At 65.9% G+C, this 22,191-nt stretch carries 22 protein-coding genes; 11 read left to right on the forward strand and 11 right to left on the reverse strand.

Going from position 1 to position 22,191, the window contains the following annotated elements; translation table 11 throughout:
- Positions 1–74: 74 nt before the first annotated feature.
- Entirely contained in the window at positions 75–872 is a 798-nt protein-coding gene (locus tag ABIC16_RS14355) for a hypothetical protein (protein ID WP_354291609.1), read from the reverse strand.
- A gap of 116 nt (positions 873–988) precedes the next feature.
- Positions 989–1,987: a L,D-transpeptidase family protein gene (locus ABIC16_RS14360; protein WP_354291610.1), complete on the reverse strand. Its 999-nt coding sequence runs from the start codon at positions 1,985–1,987 to the stop codon at positions 989–991.
- A gap of 94 nt (positions 1,988–2,081) precedes the next feature.
- On the opposite strand from ABIC16_RS14360, the gene ABIC16_RS14365 reads away from it, so the two are divergent.
- Positions 2,082–2,753 (forward strand): hypothetical protein, encoded by a 672-nt coding sequence (locus tag ABIC16_RS14365; protein WP_354291611.1) that lies wholly within the window; start codon positions 2,082–2,084, stop codon positions 2,751–2,753.
- Positions 2,754–2,840: 87 nt separating this feature from the next.
- On the opposite strand, the gene ABIC16_RS14370 is transcribed toward ABIC16_RS14365, so the two are convergent.
- The 4 genes from ABIC16_RS14370 to ABIC16_RS14385 form a co-directional block, all read right to left on the reverse strand.
- Positions 2,841–4,337, reverse strand: a complete 1,497-nt coding sequence (locus tag ABIC16_RS14370) for a porin (protein WP_354291612.1) — start codon at positions 4,335–4,337, stop codon at positions 2,841–2,843.
- Between the two features lie 336 nt (positions 4,338–4,673).
- Entirely contained in the window at positions 4,674–8,720 is a 4,047-nt protein-coding gene (locus ABIC16_RS14375) for a translocation/assembly module TamB domain-containing protein (protein WP_502958350.1), read from the reverse strand.
- A gap of 122 nt (positions 8,721–8,842) precedes the next feature.
- The gene (locus ABIC16_RS14380; protein ID WP_354291614.1) at positions 8,843–10,834 is read right to left on the reverse strand and encodes an autotransporter assembly complex protein TamA; all 1,992 of its coding nucleotides are present in this window, start codon (positions 10,832–10,834) and stop codon (positions 8,843–8,845) included.
- Between the two features lie 55 nt (positions 10,835–10,889).
- Positions 10,890–11,102 (reverse strand): hypothetical protein, encoded by a 213-nt coding sequence (locus tag ABIC16_RS14385; protein WP_277970325.1) that lies wholly within the window; start codon positions 11,100–11,102, stop codon positions 10,890–10,892.
- A 182-nt stretch (positions 11,103–11,284) separates the two neighbouring features.
- Here ABIC16_RS14385 and ABIC16_RS14390 point away from each other — a divergent pair, with 182 nt between their 5' ends.
- Positions 11,285–11,473 carry a hypothetical protein gene (locus tag ABIC16_RS14390; protein ID WP_277970324.1) on the forward strand — a complete coding sequence of 63 codons (189 nt, stop codon included), beginning with the start codon at positions 11,285–11,287 and terminating at the stop codon, positions 11,471–11,473.
- A 15-nt stretch (positions 11,474–11,488) separates the two neighbouring features.
- Here ABIC16_RS14390 and ABIC16_RS14395 read toward each other — a convergent pair whose 3' ends face one another.
- Entirely contained in the window at positions 11,489–12,115 is a 627-nt protein-coding gene (locus ABIC16_RS14395) for a S24 family peptidase (protein WP_354291615.1), read from the reverse strand.
- Between the two features lie 92 nt (positions 12,116–12,207).
- On the opposite strand from ABIC16_RS14395, the gene ABIC16_RS14400 reads away from it, so the two are divergent.
- Together ABIC16_RS14400 and ABIC16_RS14405 are read left to right on the forward strand one after the other, a co-directional pair.
- Positions 12,208–12,393, forward strand: a complete 186-nt coding sequence (locus tag ABIC16_RS14400; protein WP_277970323.1) for a hypothetical protein — start codon at positions 12,208–12,210, stop codon at positions 12,391–12,393.
- A complete protein-coding gene (locus tag ABIC16_RS14405) occupies positions 12,390–12,698 on the forward strand; it encodes a hypothetical protein (RefSeq protein ID WP_354291616.1) in 309 nt (102 codons plus the stop codon). Before ABIC16_RS14400 ends, ABIC16_RS14405 begins: the two co-directional genes overlap by 4 nt.
- Here the strand turns inward: ABIC16_RS14405 and ABIC16_RS14410 are convergent.
- Both ABIC16_RS14410 and ABIC16_RS14415 read right to left on the reverse strand, forming a co-directional pair.
- A complete protein-coding gene (locus ABIC16_RS14410; protein ID WP_354291617.1) occupies positions 12,695–13,480 on the reverse strand; it encodes a hypothetical protein in 786 nt (261 codons plus the stop codon). The two genes, ABIC16_RS14405 and ABIC16_RS14410, sit on opposite strands and share 4 nt — an antisense overlap.
- The gene (locus ABIC16_RS14415; protein WP_354291618.1) at positions 13,450–14,691 is read right to left on the reverse strand and encodes a TIGR04063 family PEP-CTERM/XrtA system glycosyltransferase; all 1,242 of its coding nucleotides are present in this window, start codon (positions 14,689–14,691) and stop codon (positions 13,450–13,452) included. Before ABIC16_RS14415 ends, ABIC16_RS14410 begins: the two co-directional genes overlap by 31 nt.
- A 132-nt stretch (positions 14,692–14,823) precedes the next feature.
- Between ABIC16_RS14415 and ABIC16_RS14420 the strand changes: the two genes are divergently transcribed.
- Genes ABIC16_RS14420 through ABIC16_RS14430 form a run of 3 tightly spaced genes read left to right on the forward strand, consistent with a single transcriptional unit; the run spans position 14,824 to position 17,445 of the window.
- Positions 14,824–14,988: a hypothetical protein gene (locus ABIC16_RS14420; RefSeq protein ID WP_277970319.1), complete on the forward strand. Its 165-nt coding sequence runs from the start codon at positions 14,824–14,826 to the stop codon at positions 14,986–14,988.
- Positions 14,981–16,339, forward strand: a complete 1,359-nt coding sequence (locus ABIC16_RS14425) for a putative O-glycosylation ligase, exosortase A system-associated (RefSeq protein WP_354291619.1) — start codon at positions 14,981–14,983, stop codon at positions 16,337–16,339. Before ABIC16_RS14420 ends, ABIC16_RS14425 begins: the two co-directional genes overlap by 8 nt.
- 35 nt (positions 16,340–16,374) lie before the next feature.
- Positions 16,375–17,445, forward strand: a complete 1,071-nt coding sequence (locus tag ABIC16_RS14430) for an acyltransferase family protein (protein WP_502958351.1) — start codon at positions 16,375–16,377, stop codon at positions 17,443–17,445.
- On the opposite strand, the gene ABIC16_RS14435 is transcribed toward ABIC16_RS14430, so the two are convergent.
- Positions 17,409–17,990 (reverse strand): type 1 glutamine amidotransferase domain-containing protein, encoded by a 582-nt coding sequence (locus ABIC16_RS14435; protein ID WP_354291621.1) that lies wholly within the window; start codon positions 17,988–17,990, stop codon positions 17,409–17,411. The genes ABIC16_RS14430 and ABIC16_RS14435 overlap by 37 nt on opposite strands.
- 121 nt (positions 17,991–18,111) lie before the next feature.
- Here ABIC16_RS14435 and ABIC16_RS14440 point away from each other — a divergent pair, with 121 nt between their 5' ends.
- From ABIC16_RS14440 to ABIC16_RS14450, 3 genes are all read left to right on the forward strand, one after another.
- A complete protein-coding gene (locus tag ABIC16_RS14440; protein ID WP_354291622.1) occupies positions 18,112–19,140 on the forward strand; it encodes a DNA topoisomerase IB in 1,029 nt (342 codons plus the stop codon).
- 8 nt (positions 19,141–19,148) lie between these two features.
- The gene (locus ABIC16_RS14445; RefSeq protein WP_354291623.1) at positions 19,149–20,393 is read left to right on the forward strand and encodes a mechanosensitive ion channel family protein; all 1,245 of its coding nucleotides are present in this window, start codon (positions 19,149–19,151) and stop codon (positions 20,391–20,393) included.
- A 219-nt stretch (positions 20,394–20,612) separates the two neighbouring features.
- Positions 20,613–20,900: a hypothetical protein gene (locus ABIC16_RS14450; protein ID WP_277970313.1), complete on the forward strand. Its 288-nt coding sequence runs from the start codon at positions 20,613–20,615 to the stop codon at positions 20,898–20,900.
- A 12-nt stretch (positions 20,901–20,912) separates the two neighbouring features.
- On the opposite strand, the gene ABIC16_RS14455 is transcribed toward ABIC16_RS14450, so the two are convergent.
- Positions 20,913–21,344 (reverse strand): diguanylate cyclase, encoded by a 432-nt coding sequence (locus tag ABIC16_RS14455; protein WP_354291624.1) that lies wholly within the window; start codon positions 21,342–21,344, stop codon positions 20,913–20,915.
- Between the two features lie 385 nt (positions 21,345–21,729).
- Between ABIC16_RS14455 and ABIC16_RS14460 the strand changes: the two genes are divergently transcribed.
- A complete protein-coding gene (locus ABIC16_RS14460) occupies positions 21,730–22,188 on the forward strand; it encodes a MaoC family dehydratase (protein WP_354291625.1) in 459 nt (152 codons plus the stop codon).
- Positions 22,189–22,191: the final 3 nt, after the last annotated feature.

Below are 22,191 nucleotides of genomic sequence, written 5' to 3' on the forward strand. Positions count from 1 at the left end.
GCGCGGGAGCGCGGACCCGGCAGGTCGAAGGGTCGCATCCAAGATGCGACCCTCGTTCCGTTTAGGAGACGCGCCTAGAACCTGCGCGGTTCGTGACCGATCATGTCGCAGGTGCCGCGGAACCCGTAGTCGGCGGTGCCCTGCACGGTGATTCGACCGCTCCGCCGATCGATCATGACGCGCGGCTTGTTGAGGCCGTTGAGGCGGTAGGTGCCACGGATGACGTCGGGACCGATCGACACGTCATAGAGATCCCACCAGCCGTTGTTGCCGCGCGAGTTGATCGGTGGAATCAGCGACCGCGGCAGGCGGATGCGCCCGCCACCGCCCCAGGTCTGCACCATCAGCGACGCGTCGAACACTTCGGTCCGGGTCGTGTTGTAGGTGCCATATTCATAGCGATCGCGGTCCCGGTTCCATGTCCAGGTGGTCCCACTTGCGAGCCCGGTCTTGGACCCGTCGCCGAAGCAGACGAGGCCGAGGTCGACGCTCTGGCCAGCGACCACCGGTCCGCCACCGGGATAGCCGGGCTGCCCCCCGGGTGGGTAGGGTGGGCGGCCGAAGCCGGGATCGGGTTGATAGCCGGGGCGCGGTCGGCTGGCCGGTTGGCCCTGATAGGTCGGGTTCGGGCGCTGATTGGCCGATTGCCGGCAATCGGGCGGCAACGTCGGCTGGATCGAACTATAGCGTCCATCCATCGTGGCGATCGTCACGCATTGGCGGCGACTGGCGTTCCACCAGTTGGTGTAGCTGCGATCATCGCCTTGCTGGCCACCGGTGTTGACGTAGCCGCGCCGTTGCAATTCGCCTTCGGCCTGACCGGCGCGGGCGCCGACCATGTCCTCAAGGCCGGTTGACTGGGCGTTCGCCACGCCGGGCAACCCGATCGATACCAAGAGTGCAGCGCTAACGATCGTTGAGCGTCCTAGGCTCGACATGGCAATTCTCCCTGTTGATCCCAATAACAGTGGGACTGGTTACGAAGATTTTACGGTCGTGGAACAACAGCGTCCATGATCGTCAGCGGTTCCCCACCGCTGGTGCCGACTTGCGATTGCGTAATAAGGATCGTCGTTCCCGGCCGAAGCGCGGCGCGCACTGGCTCGTAGAACGCGCGGGGCAGGCGGAGCCGGTTGATGACCGCTTCGTCGAGCGCGCGTCCGGCTTCCTCTTCATGCCCCGGCAAACCGATATAGACCCAGCGCGGAGCCCCGTCGGCACCGGTGGTGAGCGTGATCACGTGGCTGCCGGGATCATCGTCGTCGACTTGCGCGACGCTGCGGCCGATCTCCACGCCGCCCCGCATGACGACCACCTGCGCGTCAGACTTCGACACGATGATCGTCATCGGCCCGGAGGATGCGCGATCCGGTTGCCAGGTGAATTGCTGTCCGTTCAACAGTTGCCGGTCGACCGGTCGGCCCTTGGTATCGAAGGGCGCGAGCAGGCTTGTGCCCGAGCTGCGGACGTGGGTGGCGGCATCGCCGTTGATGACCACGGTCGCCCCGAGCGACGTGATGCCGAACAGCTCTTTGGAAAAGCCGTAGGGCAGATGCACGCAGCCGTGGCTCTCGGGATAGCCCGGCAGACCCCCGGCGTGGAGCGCGACCCCGTCCCACGTCAGGCGCTGCTGATAGGGCATGGGTGCGCTGTTATATTTGCTCGAACGGTGGTTTGCGTCCTTCTGCAGGATCGTGAACACGCCGGTCGGCGTCTCGTGCCCGGGCTTGCCGGAGGAGACCGATGCGACGCCGATCCGGACACCGTTGCGATAGACCGTCGCAAGCTGGCGGGACAGGTCGACATAGACCAGCACTTGCCCGGCGGACGCGATCCCCGGCGCCCACACCCACTGCCCCGGCTTGAGGCGATCGGCCATGTGGACGAACTCGGTTGCCGAACTCGCCGTTGCGCCCTGCGCGACCGCCGGGGAGGACGCGCACGCCATCCAAACGGCAATCCCGAGCGATGCTATAGACCGTCGCATCTACGTTTCTCCTGTCTCCCCTCCACCAAACCGCCTCTTGTCCGGAAGTGCAAGACCCCGTTGCGAGCCGGATACGGTTCGCCCATGATACGGCATGGATTTCATGAAGTGGCTCAATTCGCTGGACGAACTCCTCTATGAGGTGATGAGCTGGCTGCTGTTTTTCCCGATCACGCTGTGGCGGGCGACGTTTCGGCCGATCGTCATCATGACCGAGATCGACGCCGAGGCCGCGTTGCCGGAGGACCAGCAATATTCCTCCGTCCTGAGCCCGCCGTTGTTTCTCGCGCTGTCGCTGCTGCTGTCGCATACGGTCGCGACGGCCTTGGGGCAGACGGACCTGATCATCGCCAACCACCATGGGCTGGCGGATCTCGTCAACGACAACGCAAGTGCGTTGGTCCTTCGGGTCGTGGTGTTCGCCGCCTTCCCGCTGTTTCTGGCGGCGCGTCTTATCCGGCGCAGCGGGGTGAAGCTCGATCGCGCGACGCTGCAACAGCCGTTCTACGAGCAATGCTATCCCGCCGCGGTCTTCGCGCTCGGTCTCAGCCTCAGCGCCAGCCTCGGTGCCGATCATCACCAGTCGCTCGCGACGATTGGCCGCTGGCTCGCCGTCGTTACCCTGTTGAACTACTGGATCGTGGAAGCGCGCTGGTTCGCGAAGGTTCTGGGGATCGGGTATCTTCAGGCCGCCGGAAACGTCCTGATCGGTATGCTTGAAGGTGCGGTCTTTCTGTTCTGCGTCGGGTATCTGTTCACCCGGTAACGCCCGCGACCCTACGATGCGGTCGATACTTGCCCTTTCTGCGGAGGTCGCGCGGTGCAGTCCGCGCGACCTCCCGAGAATGACGGGTTAGAACGTCACCCCGACCCCGCCCGTCACCGTTTCGCCGGAATCACCGCCGGTAAACGCGCCGGCGCGATTATCCGTGTGCCAGCGGATCACGTTGAACTGGAGACGGATCACGCTGTCGAGATACCAGTTGGTCCCCGCCGTTGCCGCCCAGCCCGTGCCGCCCGTCGCCAGGCTGGCGTAATCGAGGTTTTCGTAGCGCGCGGTCAGCTCGATCGCGCCGGGGCCGCCTTCGAACACGGGGCGCAGCACCTTGGGCTGCGCGAAGGTGCCGAGGCGGGGGTTGTACGGCGGCAAGTCCCCGGTCAGGAAATAGCCGGTCGACAGGCTCCACGCCTTGCTGACGAAATCCGGACGCCCCGCATTAAGGCGTGCGTGGCGCTGGCCCGCTTCTGCCATGACCCACAGCGGCCCGACATAGCCGCCGACTTCGGCGCCGTAGCCGGTCGTCCCCGTGCCACCGACCAGCGTCCCGCTGCCGACCCGAAGCGTACCATTGAAGCGCCCGCCGATGACCGTGTTCCGCGTGAGCGAACCAGGGCCGACCGCCAGCTTCTCGTCAAAGCCCCACAGCCCGAGATGGAGCAACGCGCGATCGCTCTTGATCGGGTTCCAGTGCGCACGGCCCATCACGGTGCGGCTATCGCCGACCACCTGGCTCGCATCGACCGAATCGCCGCTGATCGTGACGGACGCGTGTCCGGTGCTCCAGAACAGCCGCGGCATGAATGCGATGCCGTAGAAGCCGCGCTGCGGGATGATCGCCGTCGCGACGACGTTGCGCTCGAGGAACGGCGGCGCATCCGATCCGCCCGAGCCCTCGAAGCTGCGGTCGTTGAACATGTTGCCGAAGCGAACGTCGTAGGACAGCTTGCCGATATCGTTGCGCCAACCGACGAACATCGTGCCGACATCCGACACGTTGTCGGCAAAGTCGTTTTCGAACTGATAGAAGAAGTGCGGCCCGACCGCGCCTTCGATCCCGATCCGCAACGCGCGCGCGCCGGTCGTGGTGATGTTGCGCGCATCATATCTGGACCCAAAGGTGGAGTTGACGTGGTTGATGATGCGGCCGCGCATCTTGAACAGGAACTTGCCGTCGGCGGACCGGAAGATCGGCAGGCCGCCGCGCCATTCCGTCTTGACGCCCGCGGTGTTCATCGCGGCGGCACGCGCCTGCGCGACCGTCTGGTCCGCAAGACCCGGGGCGATGATTTGGGGGGCGAACGATTCTGCCAGACCGTCGTCATTGGCGGTCTGCAGACGACCGGCGACCGGGACCGCTCGCATCGGCGCGGTGGTCGGCGCCTGTGTTACCGTCGTCGGCTGCTCGCCTTCGATCTTGTCGAGGCGGGTGCGTAGCGCGGCGATCTCGTTCGCCTGCGCGCGAACGAGCGCGGCCAGACCCGCCTGATCGGGCGAAGCGTTTTGGGCAAGAGCGGGCGTGGCGAGGATGAGCACGGCAAGTGCAACCCCGGCCCTTAGAGGCGTTTTCAAAGATTAAATCCTCTATGCCATCGTCCCGCGTCGGCTGTTTCCAGCAGGAGAGGACGATGTGTCTTGCGATGATACGGTTGATCGATATTTTTAGTATAGGAGAGCCGCGCAAGACCGACGGATAAGCACGCGATTTCTTCTTTATTGCCGCGATCGCATCTTCCGCTACGGGCAGCGCTACGCGCGCGTGGGCGCATTTCAGACGACGCTGCTTAGGCCGATCTGCGGCCGAGCGGTGCACGCCCTTGCGAACCGGTTCACAACGCGGGCGGACGACCTTGCGGATTGCAGGCCGCCGTAAAGCATGAGGAGAGCGGCCGCGGCGCTACCCCGCCCTCAATAATCCTTGGAAACCCGCAAGTTTGCGCTTTGCCGCCCGAGCGTCGAGATCGACGACAGCACCGACAGCCAGCGCGTCACCTGGAACTCGACCTGCGTGGCGGAATAGCCCGCGCCGTCCGTCACGATCTCCGCATAGAAACGCCGGGTGATATATTTGCCCGCCGCCACCGAGGTCCGCTGCCCGGTTTGCGGGTCGGCAGAGACGATGCGCAGCCGGTCGAGCCCCGCCACGCGCCGCACCGCGTTGATCGGGTCGAGCCCGCCCTTGCCGTTCTGCAACGCCGCCACCGCCGACGCCAGTTGCAGCGCCTCGGGCGCGGACAGGTTGGTGATCGAGGTGCCGAACAGCAGCCGTGACAGCAATTCGTCCTGCGGCAGTGCGGGGGTACTCGAGAAGGCGATCTCGGGCTTGAGCGCAGGCCCCGTCACGTTGATCGTGGCGTTCAGTCCGGTGGTGCTCGCATTCGCTGCGATGTCGAGCGCGGGGTTGGCGGGGACGTCACCCGTGAACAGGATCTTGCCGCGTTCCAGCGCAAAGGTGCGCCCGGCGAAGTCGTAATTGCCGCGCACCAGATCGGCGCGGCCCGAAATCGCGGGATTGTCGGGGGCGCCGCCGATCTGCAGGTCCGCCGACCATTCGCTGCGCAGGCCGAGCCCCGAGACGATCAGCTGGTTGGGCGCGCGCGCGTGGATCGCGAGCCGCCACGGAGCGGGCGCGACCTCGTCGTCTTCGGTCCCGCCGCCGGGCAAGTTGATCTCGCGGATGTTGAGCTGCGGCACCGCGCTCGCCGCGGTCGCCTGGCCGAGCCGGTAGCGGCTCTTGTCGAGGCGGAGTTCGCCCGAGATCGTCCCGCCCTGCTTGTTCGACAGGAAGCGCAAGGGGCCGGTCACGGTCGCGCCGATATCGTCGCGCGCAATCATTACCGCATGGTCGGCCTGGACCGACAGGTCGAACCCGCTGTTCGCGCCGAAATCGAACGCGCCCTTGCCGACGACCTTGCCGCCCTTGCCCGCATCGGCGGTGAAGGTGTCGATCGTCAGGCGCGATCCGCCGAACTGGCCGTTCGCGACCACGTTGGTCAGCACCGTGCCGGTCGTCGCGCTTTCGATCCGCGCGCCGCGCGCCTGGACGACGCCCTTGATCTGCGGGTTGCTCACGCGCCCGCCGACATCCGCGCCGATCGCGACCGGGCCGGTCAGGTCGAACAGCTCGATTCCCGTGAGCCGCCACAGCGTGTCCGCGGCGCCATCGTAGCGGAGTTGCGCGAACACGCCCGCCTCCTCCACGCGTTTCGCCAGATCGGTCCCGGCGGGGAGGTTGAGCAGCAGCTGCGCGCGCCCGACGGTCTTGCCGCCGGTCGCGGCGACCGCGCGCGCCGCGATCCGGTCGGCCGACAGGATCCCCGCCACGCCGACGTCGACCGGGCGCGAGGTCAGCACGAGCCCTGAGCGGGTGAGCCCGCGGACGGTCATGTCGATGCGGCCCGTCGGCGGATTCGTCCCGCCTTGTGCATAGGACAAGCTCCCCGACGCGCTCCCGCCCAGCCCCAGGCCGGGGTAGCCGATGTCGAGGATCGCGAGCGGCATATGCGCCACCTTCGCGTCGATCGCGTTGGCGCCGCGGGTGAAGCGGCCCGACAGTTGCGCATCCCCACCGGCAAAGGTCAGCTTGGTGGGGGCAAGCCGCCAGCCGTCTTCCCCGTCGCGCGTGAACTCTGCGGGCGTCACCAGCTTGATCGGCCGCCGGTCGAGCGTGCCCTGCGCCGATACGACACAACGATCGGGCGTGACCTGCGTCACCGACTGGATATCGAACGCGCGCCCGCCCGATCCCGCGATCGACGCGGTGATCGTGCCGACCCCGCCGCGCAGCGACGCCTTGCCGCCGAACCGCGCGAGGACGAGCGACCCGCGCCGCAATCCGCCGCCGGTCAGCGTCGCTTCGATCGTGGTTCCCGCCGGATCGAGGACGGTTACTGCATCCAATCGCGCGCGTCGGACCGTGACGCCGTCCGCCAGCGTCGCGGCACGCGCATCGAGATGCGCCTCGATCCGCTGGTTGTCGCCGACCGGCGCGAACAGGAGCGCCCCGGTCACGCCACCGCCCGCCACCGCGAGCCGTCCGTCGAACCCGCCATCGACGATCGCGAGCGGCCCCGACAGATGCGTCCCGCTGACCGCGAGATCCGCGATCGCAATCGTCCCGCCCCCGCCCTTGGGCAACAGGATCGCGCCATTGCCGGTGAACGGCCCGAGCCGCGATCCGCCCCTTGCGGTGAACGCGAAGCCCGCCTCGGTCGGGTCGAGATGCGCGACCACGTCGCGCAGCCCCATCGTCTCGTTGGGGCGCTGGAACACCAGATCAATCGTCGGCCGGTCGATCTTGCCGTCGAGCTTGAGTGTCAGCGGGCCGTACGTCTGCTGCGTGCCCGTTCCCTCGAAGTGGAACGTCCCGTCGCGCCGCCGGATGCCGTTTCCGGTGATGCGGATCTGCGGCCCGGTCAGCACGAGGTTGTTGAGGTGGAGCACGCCATCGGTGGTCCGCTCAAGCCCGGTGACGATCCGCGGCAACCCGCCCGCGAGCGAACGGAAGAAGGCGTTGTCGAGCCGGACCATCTGCGCGGTCCCCTGCCCCATCACGCGCGTGCCGTGTCCGTCCAAACCGGGCACCACCTTGAGCACCGTCGCGACATCGACGATGCCCAGACCGGGGATCAGATAGCGCTTCAGCCCGCCGTTGAGCGCGATCTCATACCGTCCGTTGCGCAGGTCGAGCTGCAGATCGAACCGGCCGTTGAGCTTGTCCGAGGTCAGCCGCATCGCGTTGCCCGTCACCGTCGTCGCGGTGACACGGAGCACGCCCTGCATCGTGAGATTGCGCAGGATCCCGCCCGCGACGTCGCCCACCCCGGTCACGCGCTTGGCGACGAACCGGATCGGGACCAGCACCGGCGTCTTGGACAGGCGTCCGCTGCCCGCGGCATACGCATCCTCGAACCCGGTATCGTCGAACGCGAACCGTTTGGCGGCGAGCCGATAATCGAACCGCGCGGTGGCGAACGCGCCATCGAGCAGCACGCGCAGTTCGATCGCGCGGCCGCTCATGTTGCGGAACAGTCCGCTCGGGCGCAGCAGCACGGCGTGCAGCCGGACGGAGCGGAACGCGTTCGCGGCGAGATCGAGCGTCCCGTCGCCCGTCAGGTTCAGCGACCCCGACCGCAGCGACAGCGTGCCCTTCAACTGGCGATCGACCAGCGTCGCGCTGCCATGCGTCAGCACGCGCGGCGTCGACAGGGTCTGCAATTTACCGTGCGACAGCGGCGCGGGGATCAGCACGCCGTCGAGCGCATAGGTTCCTGCGCGGTTGGTCAGCTTCAGGTCGACCAGCCGGACCGTGCCGATATCCGCGATTGCATGGCCATCCCATTGCTTCCACGTCCCGCGCCCGGCGATATCGAGCGCGATCGGCCGGGCGAACCCCGCCAGCTTCGCGAGCACGCCATCCGCCCGCCCACGCGCGTAAGCGGCGACGTCGAACATGTTCCGATCGGGGGCGGCATCCAGCCTGAGCCGCAGCGTATCGCTTCCCGCGACCGCCGCCTTCAGGTCGATCAGCGCACGGCCATTGCGGATGTCCGCCCGGCCAGCGAGACGCCCCACGCGTTCGGTGCCCGTAACGGCCTTCGCGAGCACGAGCCGGTCCACCGACAGCGATCCGATCCGGATGTCGAACGACGGCAGGATCGGTGCCTTCCGCGTCGAGGGGATCAGGTCGGGCAAACGTTCGAGACGCGCTTGCGCAATGTGCAGGCGCGTGATGTCGAGCCGGTTGTGCACCCACCGCAACGGTGCCCAGTCGAGCTCCGCCCGGGGGGCGGCGAACACCAGCCCGCGACGGTCGCGGATGCGCACGTCGATCAGCCTGGCCTTGCCGTAGATCGACCCCTCGATCCGCCCGATCTGGTAGCGCAAGCCGTTCGCCGGGCGCAGCGCGGCGATCCGGTCGGTCAGGAAACGGTGGCCGATCCCGGTATCGAGCATCCCCACCAGCGCGACCGCGAGCAGCACCAGACCGACGATAGCCCCCAGCACGATCCGCCCCCAATGCCGCCGCTTTGGCACGGCAGCGGGGGTCTCGATCGCTTCGGGCGGCACCGGCTCGGTCAAAACGCCTGTCCCAGCGAGACATAGACCGCGACTCGCGGATCGCCCTTGACCGGGTTGACCGGCGTGCCGACGTCGATCCGGATCGGGCCGAAGTTGGTGTAATAGCGCACGCCGATCCCGGCGCCGTAGCGCATGCCGGTGAAGCTCGGCAGCGCGCTGGTGTAGATGTTGCCGCCGTCGAAGAACGGCACGATCCCGAAATTGCCAAACGCCTTCACCCGCGCTTCGATCGAGAATTCGGAAAGGCTGCGCCCACCGATCGGATCGTTGTTGGGATCGCGCGGGCCGATATCCTGATAGCCATAGCCGCGCACCGACGCGCCGCCGCCCGCATAGAAACGCCGCGACGGCGCGATCGCATCGCGCGGCGCACCGACGATCGTCCCCATGCGGATGCGCCCAGCGAGCACGGTGCCCTTCGCCACGCTGCGATACGTGCTCGCGTCGAGCTGGACGCGCGAATAGCCGAACACGTTGCCCTGGAGCGAAAGCTCGGGGGAGAAGCGCCCGCTCAGACGGAACCCGCGCGACGGGTTGAGCAGATCGTCCGACCCGTCATAGGTGAGCGTCGAGGGCAGCGCGCCGATGAAATAGGTCCGCCGCCGCGGCGCACCCGTCGACACGATCACGTCGCGCTCGTCCGATGCGAGCAATTCCCCGCCGAGCGACCAGGTCCATTTCTTCTGGAAGAAGATGTTGGTCTGCCGCTCCAGGCTTGCCGCGAGCCCGAAGGTGCGCGCCTGATAGGCGTTGCGCTTGAGGTTCGATGCGGTGATCGACCCGGTCAGGATCCGGTCGCGTCCCTTGAAGTTGTTGCGGCGGAAGATGACGCTCGCCAATTGCTCCTGCGTGCCCAGCACTCCGCGCAACGTCAGCCCGCCTTCGGGCGGGAACAGGTTGCGGTGCGTCCAGCTCACTTCGGATCGCGCCCCTTCGCCGGTGCCGTAGCCGATTTCGCCGGCAATCGTGTGCGGCGGCGCGCGTTCGACCCCGACCGCGATGTCGACTGTGCCGGGGGTCTTGCCCTCGACCGGCTCGACCTTGACCGTCGACACCAGCCCAGTCTGGATCAACGCCCGCCGAAGATCGACCAGCGCGGAGGCGTCATAAAGGTTGCCTGGCGTAAAGCGCGCGATTTCCTGCACGTGATCCGCATCGAACACCTGTTGCCCGGACATCATGACGACGTGACCGAACCGCCGCTCCGCCCCCGGCACGACCGCGAGATCAAGCGTCGCGGTGCGCGCCGCGCGATCCACGACGATCGCCGGGTCGGCGATCACAGCGAACGGGAAGCCCTTGTCGGTGATCGTCGTCGTCAATGCCGTTTGGCCAGCGACGACGCTATCGGAATTGACCGGATCCCCGGCGCGCAACCGGAAGGCGTCGCGCAGCAACGCTTTCTTGTCGCCCGCCGCAGTGAGGCCGGTCAGCGTTACGCCGCTGAACGTGTACAGGACGCCCGGATCGACATCGAGCACGACCAAAGGGCGAACCGCATTGGGTTCGACTCGCGTCGCGACGCGCGCATCATAATAGCCGTCCGCCTTTAACAGCGACGTCAGCAGCGTCGCATCCTCGCGCGCGCGGCGATCGAGCTGGGCGGCATTGGCGGGCTGGCCGTCATTCGCCCGCAACGTCGACAACTGATCGAACCGTTCGCGCAACAGCGTACTGGCGACGCTGTCGATTCCGTCGACGCGGTAGCTGTAGCGAACTTCGCCGGTCAGCGTGGCAGCGCTTGGTGCCGCCACGGGCTCGGTCGGTGCCTTTGCTAGATCCGGCCAATCGACGCCGAGCCCCGGCAATGCTGCCATCGGCGATTGCGGGTCGAGGGTTTGGGGTTCGGTAGGAATCAGGACCGGCGCGGCGACCGAATCGGTCTGCCCCGCTGCCGGACGCACCTGTGCAACCGCCCCCGGACACCCCACGACAAAGACCCCGACGGCGGCAAGCAACTGGCCCCGTCGTCCAACCGGAAACGACATGGCCGCCCTCCTAGCCCGGCAATCCACGAAACGACAGAGGGGTTGCCGATCCGGCTTAGTGGACCGTGCCGATCGCGCGGTCGGACGAAAGCCAGCCGATCAACCGTTCGATCTGCCGCCAGCGGCAGAAGTGGAGATAATTGCCGAGATCCCGACTGCGGTCCGCGCGGGCAGCGGCTTCGGTCCGCGCGCCGGTGCCGAACATGGTGATCAAGTCGGTCGCGTCGGTGAACTCGGCGCGGTCGGCAAGGTAGGGAAGTTGCTGCATTCTGGCTCCACAAAGTCCGGAGGCAACGCAAGAACCACCTGGAACTGGGGGGCGCCTACCAACTCTTGTCGGCCACGTCACTGGTCGGCAACAGGTCATTTTCCGGTTCCTGTTCCGATTGATCCACGCTTCCCGCTTCGGGACGCTGGTGTCTGCGTGCGGGACATGGCAGACGCACGATCATGCCTGCTTCCCGCCCGCCCCGCTCGCCGCTTGCCGGTGGCTTCCTGATTGCGCTGGGTGCGATCGTCGGTGTCGCGGTCGGCCTGTTCACGCCGCTCGGGCCGACGCGCGGGTTTCTCGCGGGGTTAGCGGCGGGGATCGCCATGTCGCTTGCGATATGGCTGCTGGATCGCAAACGCGACGGCTGAACCGACGGCAGCGGCTCAGCGCAAGGCGCGCGATAGCCAGACGACGCGCCCGATGATGACCGCGTCAGAGGTGACGATGTCCGGATAAGCGGGATTGTCGCTAGAGACGACGATGGCGTCCTCCTGTCGGGACACGCGCTTGACCAGCAACTGGCCGTCGTGTCGCACCACGAAGATCGCCGGACGCGGCCCGATCGTGCGGTCGTGTTCGTCCACCACCAGCGCGTCGCCGTCTGCGATCGTCGGCACCATCGAATCGCCCCGCGCGGTCAGCATGCCGGCATGGGCCGGGGCCAGCCGCAGATCGGCCAGAAGCCGCGGATCGAGCAGCATCGTGCGCGCATCGTCGCGGCTCTCGCCGACATCGACCATCGCGCCGGGGCCGGCGGACGCCTCCACCGCAAGGCGTCGGATCGCGGCCATGACGGGCGCGGGCTTGCCCCCCAGTTCGCTCTCGTCGATGCGGAAATAGGCCGCCAGCAACGCCCGATCGCGCTCGGCGAGGACACGCGGCGTACCGCGCCGGACATATTGCTGAAGATACGCATCGTTCCGCCGCAGCATTCGCGACAGCGCCGCATACCCCACGCCATGTTCGGCGATCAGAGCCTCCAGCCGCGCGCGGGGATCAAGCGTACTCATGCTCGCGACGATACCATAGGAAATTCCCTAGACAAGTTGGAGATTGCGGAACACATCGTGAACATACAGCGACTCAACTGGGAAGGGCAAACATGTCGGTGCTGCACAAGATCGATTGCTATCTCCGCGCAACGGCGATGCCGCGGACGAAGTTCGGGCGGCTTGCGGTGGGCGACCCCCGCCTGGTCGACGATCTGCGGCGCGGGCGCGAGCCCGGCGCGCGCATGGTGCAACGGATCGAAACCTTCCTCGCGCAACACGATGAGGCATCACGATGAGCCGTGGTCCCGACGCCGCGACGCTGCTGCGGCGCGCGCTCGAACGGCATGCCGATCGGCACGGGCTCGTGCTGTCGTGGTATGCGCTCGCAACCCGCCGCTGGGCGAGTGCGACGTTCGTCGGTGCTTGCCACCGGCTGACGCTGTCGGTCGAAGGTCCGGGAATCGAGGGCTGGATCGCCGCCTTGGACGAGGTCGATCTGCCCCTGCGCGGTCATCTGGTCGCCGACGTGGCCGTGACGACCATCACGCGCACTGGTGAGCGCGCGGAGCTCGGCGTCGAAGTGCTGACCGTCGAAACCTAGACCGAGCGGATTGCCAGCGCGCGTAACGTGGCGAGCGTGTCCTCGAACGCCCCCGGATGCGATCCGTTTGCCGGTGACGCAGCGGGTGCGATGGGCGTCCCGTCGCGCAGCGCGACCGGGGCAGCGGGAGTCCGCTGCAGCACGCGCTCGAGCCGATCGAGCAGCGCATGGATCGTTTCGGCAGGATCGTCCCTGTTCGGTGCCACCGCCGTCGGTGCCGGGGGATCGACGACAGCGTAGGCCGCGAGCGGCTGGTCCAGATCGTCCGGCATCGCGCGTCCCGCAACGAACGCCGCCGGGCGGTCGACATCCGCCACGGGCGCCGGCGCGCGATCTCCGACCGCCGGTCCCGATGGTGGCGCCACGTCCAACAGCCGGGCGCCAAGATCGCGGTCGGCGCGAAGCGGAGGCCGGGACGGCGCGTCCGGATGCGCATCGGCCCGCCGCAGGATCGGGGCGTCGTCAGGCTCCTCCCTCGCGGGTTTGAGCACGAACCCATCCCCGGCGATCGGCGCGTCGCTCGGCCCCAGCAGCAGGTACGTCGCAAGCCACGCGATCATGCCAAGCCCTCCGCCCCCCAGCACCACGAGCAGCAAGCGCGCGGTAAAGCCGAGCGGTGGCGCCGCCGCCGCGACGACCGAGGCGATCCCGCTGTCGAGCACGACGTCCTCGACCAGCGCCATCGGCAGGAGCGCGAAGGCGACCGCCGCCACGGCACCGACCATCGACCCCACGATCGGTGCGACGGGAATTACGCGTTTAGGATCGGAACGGTTGGCCATGGGGTGAACCTTGCCAGAGGATCGGTGAGTTTCTGGTAAACGGGCGCATAGCAGCCGACGTTGCGCGCCCAGTCCCGCTCGCGCTCGACGAACGCGCGTCCGCGGTCGCGGCGCTGCTCCCAGCTTTGCCGGTCGGCGAGCAACCCCGCCAGCGCCAGCGCCATCGCGGCGGGATCGGCGGGCGTGAACAGCGTACCGGTCACGCCGTCCTCGATCAGTTCACGGTGCCCCCCAACATCGGAGGCCGCGACCAGCCGGCGTTGCGCCATCGCCTCGAGCGGTTTGAGCGGCGTGACCAGATCGGTCAGCCGCATCGGCTTGCGCGGATAGGCGAGGATGTCGGTGACGCTGTAATAGCGCTCGACCTCGGTATGCGGCACGCGCCCGACGAAGCGGATATGGTCCGCAACCGGGGATGCCGCGGCCTGTGCGCGCAGCGCTGCCTCGGCCGGTCCGCCGCCAACGAGGACGAGCTGCACCTTCGGGCGCGCCGCGACGAGTTGCGGCATTGCGGCGATCAGGTCGTCGAGCCCTTCGTAATCGTAGAAGCTGCCAATGAACCCGACGACTTCGGCGTCCGTGATCCCTAACGCCGTGGCGAGCGCGGTGTCATATGGCAGGGGTTCGCCGAACACCGAAAGATCGACACCGTTGGGCGAGACGAAAATCTTGTTCCGATCGATCCCGCGCGCGACGAGATCGATCTGCAGGCCAGCGCAGATCACCGCGACCGCATCGGCACGACGGACCGCATGGGTTTCGAGCGCGCGGGTGGCGCGGTAGACGAGCGATCCTTCGCGTCCGGTGCCGTTGCCGACCGCCGCATCCTCCCAGAACGCCCGGATCTCATAGACGAGCGGCAAGTTGCGGCGCCGCGCCACGCGCAGCGCGGCGAGCGCGTCAAGCACTGGCGAATGCGCGTGCAGTACATCCGGACGGAATTCTGCCACAACGGCGTCGATTCGCTTCGAAAAGGCGTAGATTTCGTGCAATTCCTGCACGACCGGCAGCGTTTTCCGCACGGGTGCGGTCCGGTGAAAATCGATCCCGTCGACCGTCTCGGCAATTGCGGCCGAATCCCCGTGGCGCGGCCCCGTTACCGCCGCGACCTCCCAGCCTCGTCGCATCTGGCTCTTGAGGATCGCCCGCGTGCGAAAGGTGTAGCCGCTGTGGAGCGGCAGGCCATGATCTAGGATGTGGAGAATCCGCATGCCCGTCCGATAGCGCAGCAGTGTTTAACGGAGCCTCAACCGGAGCGCGGTTAGGACGGCGCTCGATAGCCGGGCGATCCGGCGTGGCGCGCAACGCCCCGGTCCGGGGACGGCGGAAAGGTATGGCGGAGGATGATCGACAATTTCGCGCTCGCGATCAGCCATGGCTTGATCGCGCTGACGGTCTGGCTGTTGCTGCGCCGCCCCGATCTTGATGCCGAAGCGGCGCCTGCGGACCAGCCGACGCCGCCCCCCGCAAAGCCTTTCCGGAAAACACGGGCGCGGCCGCGTGCGTGACCTGTTCTTCGTCGCGTTTCTCGCCGCTTTCTTTGCGGCGGGGTTCCGGCGCCCGTTCCTGTTCGTTCTCGCTTATGTCTACATCGATATCGTCTCCCCGCAGCGTCTGACCTACCTGCTGCTCAACACGATCCCGATTTCGCTGATCGCGGTGGCGCTGGCGGTTGGAGGCTTCGCGCTGGCGGACGACAAAAGCGACGTGCGGTTCGCGCCGCGGCAGGCGCTGATCGTCCTGCTGCTGCTCTATTGCGGCCTCACGACGCGCAGCGCGGACTTTCCGGTCGAGGCGCTGGAGAAATGGGCATGGGTGTGGAAGACACTGGCGTTCGCCGCTTTCCTCCCCCTCACCTTGCGCACCAAGCTTCGGATCGAGGCGCTGCTCTTGGTGATGATCGCCTCGGCATCCTCGATCATCATCGTCGGTGGCCTGAAGACGATCGCCAGCGGCGGGGGCGGCTATGGCACGCTCAACCTGATGGTCTCGAACAATTCGGGGCTGTACGAAGGATCGACCATCTCGACCGTGGCGGTCGCGATCATTCCGTTGATCCTGTGGTTTGCGCGACACGGCACGATCTTCCCGCCGGGCTGGAAGGGTACGGCGTTCTGCTATGCGCTGGTGTTCGCGTGCCTGTTGATCCCGGTCGGCACGTCGACGCGGACCGGGCTGTTGTGCATCGGCCTCGTCGCGCTGCTGATGTTGCGCGATGCGAAGCGCAAGCTGCTGTATCTCGGGCTGATCGCCGCCGCGGGCATGGTCGCGGTGCCGTTCCTCCCGAGCGCGTTCACCGAGCGGATGGGGACGATCAAGACCTATAAGGGGGACGAATCCGCCTCGACCCGGCTCGCGGTGTGGGGCTGGACGTGGGAGTATGCAAAAGAGCATCCGCTGGGCGGCGGGTTCGAAATGTATCGCCAGAACCAGATCCGCTACGACACCGAAAAGGTCGAAGGCGACGGCACCAACGCGACCGTCGACCGCAAGCTGACGGTCGACAGGGCGCGCGCGTTCCACAGCGCCTATTTCGAGATGATCGGCGAGCAGGGTTTCCCCGGCCTCGCGATCTGGGCGATGATCAACTTGGGCGGGCTGCTGCGGATGGAGGTGCTGCGCCGACGCTACGCCAAGCCGGATATGGGCGACGCGTGGATCGCCCCGCTCGCGGGCGCGCTGCAATCCGCGCATATCGTCTATCTGCTGGGGGCGGCGTTCATCGCGATCGCGTTCCAGCCGTTTGTCTACATGCTGATCGGCGCGCAGATCGGGCTCGACACCTACCTCGCGCGCAAGCGGGCGTCGCAGGCGTTCCGGCCGATGCGCCCGGTCCGTACAGCGAAGCTGGCGGCGTGACCGGCAACCGGCCCGAATTGCGCGCACTGACCGGGATGCGCGGGATCGCGGCGTGGTTTGTCGTGCTGTATCATATTCGCCTTTCGATCGCGGGGTTGCCGCCCTTCTGGCTTGCGGTGTTCGCCAAGGGGTATCTCGCGGTCGACTTCTTCTTCCTGCTGTCGGGCTTCGTATTGTGGCTGAGCTGGAGCGACCGACTGCGGGCGGATGGGATTGCGGCGATCCCCGGTTTCCTGTGGCGACGGCTCGCGCGGATCTGGCCGCTGCATGGGTTCATGCTGGCGTGCGCGGTCGGGCTGGCGTTGGTGCTGGCGATGGTGGGCAAGCACAACCCCGGTGCCTACCCCTTTGCGGAGCTGCCGCTGCATGTCCTGCTTCTGCAGAATTGGGGATTTACCGATCATCTCGCGTGGAACGATCCGAGCTGGTCGATCAGCACCGAATGGGCAGCGTATCTGCTGTTCCCGCTGCTGGCGATGCGGATCGACTGGCGCCGGATGCCGATTCCGTTGGTCTTGGCGGCGATCGTCACGCTGGGCGTCCTGCTACACTTCGGCATGGCTGGCGCGGCGACGCTTGGCAGCGAGATCTGGACCTTCGGGCTGCGGCGCTGCCTGATCGAATTTGCGATCGGGGGCGCGGTTTGCGGCTTGTGGCAGCGGTGGTCAAAGGCCCCTGCCCGGCCCGCGCTGATCGCGGTCCTCCTCGGAACGGGGGCGGTCGGGTCGATCGGGTTGGGGATTCCGGAAACGCTTGGCGTACCGCTGGGGTTCGCCGCATTGCTGCTAGCGCTGGCGCTCACGTCTGACAGGAGCGGCAACCCGTTGGCGGGACCAGTGCTCCACTGGTTGGGTGAGGTCAGTTATGCCACCTATCTCGGGCACTTCCTGCTGTTCGTCGTGTTCAAGCTGGCGCTGGTGCGGGACGCCCATGCCGTTCCACCTGCCCTCGTCGTGCTGTATCTCTGTTTGGTCCTGGCGAGTTCGTTCGCGCTCTATCACTGGGTCGAACGCCCTGCGCAAACGGCGATGAACCGGCTCGCCGCGCGTCGGCGAGCCGGTTCGGCAGCTTATGCGTCCGCGGTTTCGTCCTCGTCCGCTTCCTGATCGTCCAGGTCTTCCTGCAACGCCGCCAGCAGCGCCTTGTTGAAGGCGGGGATGTCGTCCGGCTTGCGGCTGGTGATGAACGGACCGTCGCGCACGACTTCCTCGTCCACCACGTCCGCGCCGGCATTCGCCAGATCGACGCGAAGCGACGGCCAGCTCGTCATGCGGCGACCGTCGACCACGTCGGCCTCGATCAGCAGCCACGGCGCGTGGCAGATCGCCGCGATCAGCTTGCCGTCGTCCGCGAATTCCTCGACGATCTCGACCGCGCGGTCGTTCATGCGCAGCTTGTCCGGATTGCCGACGCCGCCGGGCAGCAGCAGCGCGGTGAAGTCTTCGGTGTCGACTTCGTCGAGCGTCGTGTCTGGGGTGATCGTGTCGCCCTTTTCGTCGAACACCATCCCCTGGATCGGATCGGTCTTGATCGATGCGAGCGTGACCTTCACGCCCGCGTCGAGCAGCGCTTTCCGCGGTTCGAACAATTCGGCCTGTTCGAAGCCGTCCGTCGCGATGATGAGTACGTGCGCTTGCGAAAGCTCGGCCATGACAATCTCCGGTACTTGGATAATTCGACTGGGAACAAGCCTCGGGGGCTCGCGGTGCTCAACCCGTGAGCGCGCGCGCCTGTTCCGGAACGATGCGCCGACCCGTGCATTCCTTACGGACATGGCGCAAACCACACCGACGATTTCGTATCACGACGACAGCGAACCCGGCATCACGCGACGCAAGATGCGGCACGGCTGGGGCTATTACGGCGTGGACGGAGCGCGTGTCACCGACCGCGATGAAATCGAGCGGTTGAACGCGATCGGCCTTCCGCCGGCATATCGGGACGCCTGGTTCTGCCCCTCCCCCACCGGGCACATCCAGGCGGTTGGCTGGGACGAGAAGGGCCGGAAGCAATATCGCTATCACACCGGCTTTCGCGAAACGCAGGAGGCCGCGAAATACGAATTGTGCGCGCCGTTCGGGCATGCATTGCCCAAGCTGCGCGCCAGGGTCGAGACCGACCTGAAGCGCCGTGGGCTCGACAAGGACATGGCCGTCGCCGCCGTGGTGCGGCTGCTCGATCTCGGTAAGGTTCGCATCGGCAATGAAGGCTATGTGAAGTCGAACAAGAGTTTCGGCGCGACGACGCTGCGGAAGCGCCATGCGGCGCTAAAGGGGCAATCGCTCAAGCTCCAGTTCAAGGCGAAGTCGGGCAAGTTGCGGATGCTCACGATCACCGATGGGTCGCTCAGCCGGTTCGTCAAGCTGTGCCAGGACTTGCCGGGCCAGCACCTGTTCCGCTGGGTAGACGCCGAGGGCGAATGCCACCCGGTCAACTCGTCCGACGTCAACGCCTATATCCGCGACGCGATGGGCGGCGATTTCACCGCAAAGCACTTCCGCACCTGGAGCGCGAGCGTGCTGGCGTTCGAAGCGCTCGCCAATTCGAAACACGACATCAGCCTGAAGACGATGCTGGAACCGGTATGCGAGGCGCTGGGCAACACGCCCGCGATCGCGCGCAAGTCGTATGTCCACCCGGCGCTGCTGGACATCGCCAAGCACGGCCAGAGCGAATTCCGCGCAGCATTGCGCCTGCCGCGATCGACCCAGCATCTCACCCGCGTCGAGCGCGGTCTGATCGCTTTTCTTGAGAATGGCACGGCGACCATCGGCACGCCGATCCTCGCCGGCGCTGCCTGAGGTACACCATGAGCACTAAACATGCGGTCGTCCTGCCGCCGATCCGCGTGCGCGACGTCAACAGCCAGGTCCAGAGCCTCGTCCGGACGACGGTCGAGTGGATCGGCGATTACTGGCTGCAACTGTTGATTTCCTTCGCCGCTGGCGCCGCGATCGTCATCGCGCTCCATTTCGCACGTCGCATGGGCCACCGACTGTGCGAGCGCGACAAGCAGCTGGGCGGTTGGGGCATCGTCCTCGGCCGGGCGGTGACGCGCACCGGCAACATCTTCATTCTGGTGCTCGCCGCCAAACTCGTGATCGGGTTTGCGAACCCGCCCGCCGACGTCACGCGCGTCATCAACTTCCTGTTCACCATCTCGGCGGTGTTCCAGGCGGCGATCTGGGCGCGCGAACTGATCCTCGGCGCGATCGAGCATCGCACGCGGAGCGAGCATTATACCGGCGAAGCAATCGGCAGCGCGATGGGGATTATCCGCCTGCTCGTCAGCTTCGCGGTGTTCGCGATCGCGCTGATCGTCGTGCTCGACAATCTGGGCGTCAACGTCACCGGACTGGTGGCGGGGCTGGGCGTCAGCGGCATCGCGATCGGTCTTGCCGCGCAGGGCATCTTCGCGGATTTGTTTGCCGCGCTTGCGATCATTTTCGATCGCCCGTTCCGACGCGGCGACGCGATCAGCTACGATTCTTCCGCAGGCACGGTCGAGGCGATCGGCCTGAAGTCGACGCGCATTCGCGGCGTGACCGGCGAAGAACGCGTCGTTGCGAACAAGCAGCTTCTTGAAAAGGAAATCATCAACAACAGTTCGCGCGAATATCGGCGCGTCGTGTTCGTGCTCGGCGTTGTCCAGTGGACCCCGATCGACACGATGGAAGCCTTGCCGTCGATGCTGAAGGAATTGATCGAAGCGCATGGCATGAAGTTCGTGCGCAGCGGCTTTACCGGCTTTGGCGCCAACAGTTACGATTTCGACGTGCAGTTCGATTCCCCGAGCGCCGCGTTCCAGGACTTCTACAATGCGCGCCACACGCTTGGCCTGGCGATCGTGCGTCGGCTGAACGACGAGGGGATCGCCCTCGCCTATCCGACCCAGACCAATTTCATCAACCCGCCAGCAATGCCCGACGCCGACGCCGAAGCAGGCTCTGGCGATCCGAAAATTGCCGCCGACCGCGCCTCACCCGATCGCCGTCACGGAACTGGCGCGACGCCAAACACTTCCGCCGTCGACGAAGATGGGGACCAGCGTTAACCACGACAATAGCCGCTGCATCATATACAGAATGCGCCGTACACCATTAGTATGAGATAGTATTTCATTATTAGGTGCGACACCCAAACGGATGCTTCCAGACTGGCTTTTGAACCGTTCTTGACCTATAAATTGCCCGTATACTTGGAGCGCACGGAACTATCCCAGATACATCTGACGGGATTTTAGCACGACGCCGTTGTATTGGGGGCAATAATAGTGGCTTTGCAATGGGTCCCCGACGATCCGGATAGCATCGAGGTGCGCCTTAATCAGGCGACCCTTGCCTATCTTCGGAAGAGTTGGCCCAATCCGGTGAATCTCTCCCCTACTCGGCTGGGAAGTGAATTTTCGCCTGAAGCCAAGGCATTCGTCCGGATTGTCCAGACATTGATCGACGACGGGATGTTGTCCGTGGAATTCTTCCTCATCGGCACTGGCGACGAACCAACCGCGCGCGATGCCATACTGACGCGCAAGGGCGTCGCGTCTACCATCCGCTCCTGAGCGCCCCAGCGCTCACGCCAGGCGCTCGATAACCCCCGCCATTTCCCGCAACGTCGTCAGGTCGTCTTCGGATACCGACCGCAACCGTTCGTCCAGGACCGCGAGCGTACCGATCCGAACACCCAACGGGTCGCGAAGCGGCGTCGCGACATAAAAGGCGAAGCCTTCGGTTTCCGCCGTCACCGGGTTCGCCAGAACGGCAAGCGAGCCTTGGTCGCGATCCGCGACGGTAAGACACGCACCGTCGACGGCCACACCCACCTGGCGCTGAGTCCAGCGGTTCGCGCCGCCATCCACCACGATCACCGCGACCGACACCTGCAACGCACGCATGGTGAGATGTGCCAGATGGTCGAGCGGCACAACGTCCTGCGCCGCGCACTCGTTGGTGCGCATGTCGCGCACTACGTACATTTCGCCCCGATTTTCTGGCCGCTGTTTCATAGCTACTCGCATTTTCAAATGCCCCGCTGACATCCATACGATGTTGGAAGAATGTAGGAGGGGTATGCAGCGATCCGTCGGGGATGCCATCCGTCGAAAGAACGGTTTCATTCCTATTGACTATTTTTCGTGACGATATGGTGTCGAAAGATGGTCCGTTCGACCCATCTCCCGCCTCGCATTACGTATTATCCGAATCGTCGAAAGCGCGTTTTTGAACATCGGGTTCGCTCTTGGCAACCGACTCGATCGTGAATTCCTGTACCTTAACGCTACGGCCTTCGTAATGTTCCGGTTGCGGGTTTCTGCGGTGCTTGCATGCAGCGCGCCCGGGTGCCATTTCCCGATCGATACTATTTTAGTGTGCCGCCTTCAGGGGAATGCCGTGACGACGATTACCATCCAGGAACTGGCGAGCCGTATCGGCAGTGAGCAGGTGTCCGACTGGGTCGAGGTGAGCCAGGAAATGATCGACAAGTTCGCCGATGCCACGGGCGATCACCAGTTCATCCACGTCAATCCGCAGATGGCGGCGATGACGCCGTTCGGCGGCACGATCGCGCACGGCTTCCTGACGCTGTCGCTGATGCCGTTGCTGTCGTCCAAGATCATCGATGCGGTGCAGATCGATGGCGTAAAGATGGGCATCAATTACGGGGGCAACAAAGTTCGTTTCCTCCAGCCGGTGCGCTCGGGCAAGCGTGTGCGTGGTCGGTTCAAGTTGCTCGAGCTGATCGAGAAGCGACCCGGCCAGTGGCAGCAGACCAACGAATTCACGGTCGAGATCGAGGGCGAGCAGAAGCCCGCCATGATTGCCGAATGGATGTCACAGATTTTCGTGTGATTC

Origin of the sequence: Sphingomonas sp. PvP055 (assembly GCF_040546365.1) — a bacterium.
Taxonomy (GTDB): domain Bacteria; phylum Pseudomonadota; class Alphaproteobacteria; order Sphingomonadales; family Sphingomonadaceae; genus Sphingomonas; species Sphingomonas echinoides_A.

Excerpts from the sequence above, each read along its gene's own strand:
- ABIC16_RS14360 (WP_354291610.1), bottom strand. The coding sequence starts at position 1,987 with ATGCGACGGTCTATAGCATCGCTCGGGATTGCCGTTTGGATGGCGTGC.
- ABIC16_RS14365 (WP_354291611.1), top strand. The coding sequence starts at position 2,082 with ATGGATTTCATGAAGTGGCTCAATTCGCTGGACGAACTCCTCTATGAG.
- ABIC16_RS14375 (WP_502958350.1), bottom strand. The coding sequence starts at position 8,720 with ATGCTCGATACCGGGATCGGCCACCGTTTCCTGACCGACCGGATCGCC.
- ABIC16_RS14380 (WP_354291614.1), bottom strand. The coding sequence starts at position 10,834 with ATGTCGTTTCCGGTTGGACGACGGGGCCAGTTGCTTGCCGCCGTCGGG.
- ABIC16_RS14385 (WP_277970325.1), bottom strand. The coding sequence starts at position 11,102 with ATGCAGCAACTTCCCTACCTTGCCGACCGCGCCGAGTTCACCGACGCG.
- ABIC16_RS14390 (WP_277970324.1), top strand. The coding sequence starts at position 11,285 with ATGCCTGCTTCCCGCCCGCCCCGCTCGCCGCTTGCCGGTGGCTTCCTG.
- ABIC16_RS14395 (WP_354291615.1), bottom strand. The coding sequence starts at position 12,115 with ATGAGTACGCTTGATCCCCGCGCGCGGCTGGAGGCTCTGATCGCCGAA.
- ABIC16_RS14400 (WP_277970323.1), top strand. The coding sequence starts at position 12,208 with ATGTCGGTGCTGCACAAGATCGATTGCTATCTCCGCGCAACGGCGATG.
- ABIC16_RS14405 (WP_354291616.1), top strand. The coding sequence starts at position 12,390 with ATGAGCCGTGGTCCCGACGCCGCGACGCTGCTGCGGCGCGCGCTCGAA.
- ABIC16_RS14410 (WP_354291617.1), bottom strand. The coding sequence starts at position 13,480 with ATGGCCAACCGTTCCGATCCTAAACGCGTAATTCCCGTCGCACCGATC.
- ABIC16_RS14415 (WP_354291618.1), bottom strand. The coding sequence starts at position 14,691 with ATGCGGATTCTCCACATCCTAGATCATGGCCTGCCGCTCCACAGCGGC.
- ABIC16_RS14420 (WP_277970319.1), top strand. The coding sequence starts at position 14,824 with ATGATCGACAATTTCGCGCTCGCGATCAGCCATGGCTTGATCGCGCTG.
- ABIC16_RS14430 (WP_502958351.1), top strand. The coding sequence starts at position 16,375 with ATGCGCGGGATCGCGGCGTGGTTTGTCGTGCTGTATCATATTCGCCTT.
- ABIC16_RS14435 (WP_354291621.1), bottom strand. The coding sequence starts at position 17,990 with ATGGCCGAGCTTTCGCAAGCGCACGTACTCATCATCGCGACGGACGGC.
- ABIC16_RS14440 (WP_354291622.1), top strand. The coding sequence starts at position 18,112 with ATGGCGCAAACCACACCGACGATTTCGTATCACGACGACAGCGAACCC.
- ABIC16_RS14445 (WP_354291623.1), top strand. The coding sequence starts at position 19,149 with ATGAGCACTAAACATGCGGTCGTCCTGCCGCCGATCCGCGTGCGCGAC.
- ABIC16_RS14455 (WP_354291624.1), bottom strand. The coding sequence starts at position 21,344 with ATGAAACAGCGGCCAGAAAATCGGGGCGAAATGTACGTAGTGCGCGAC.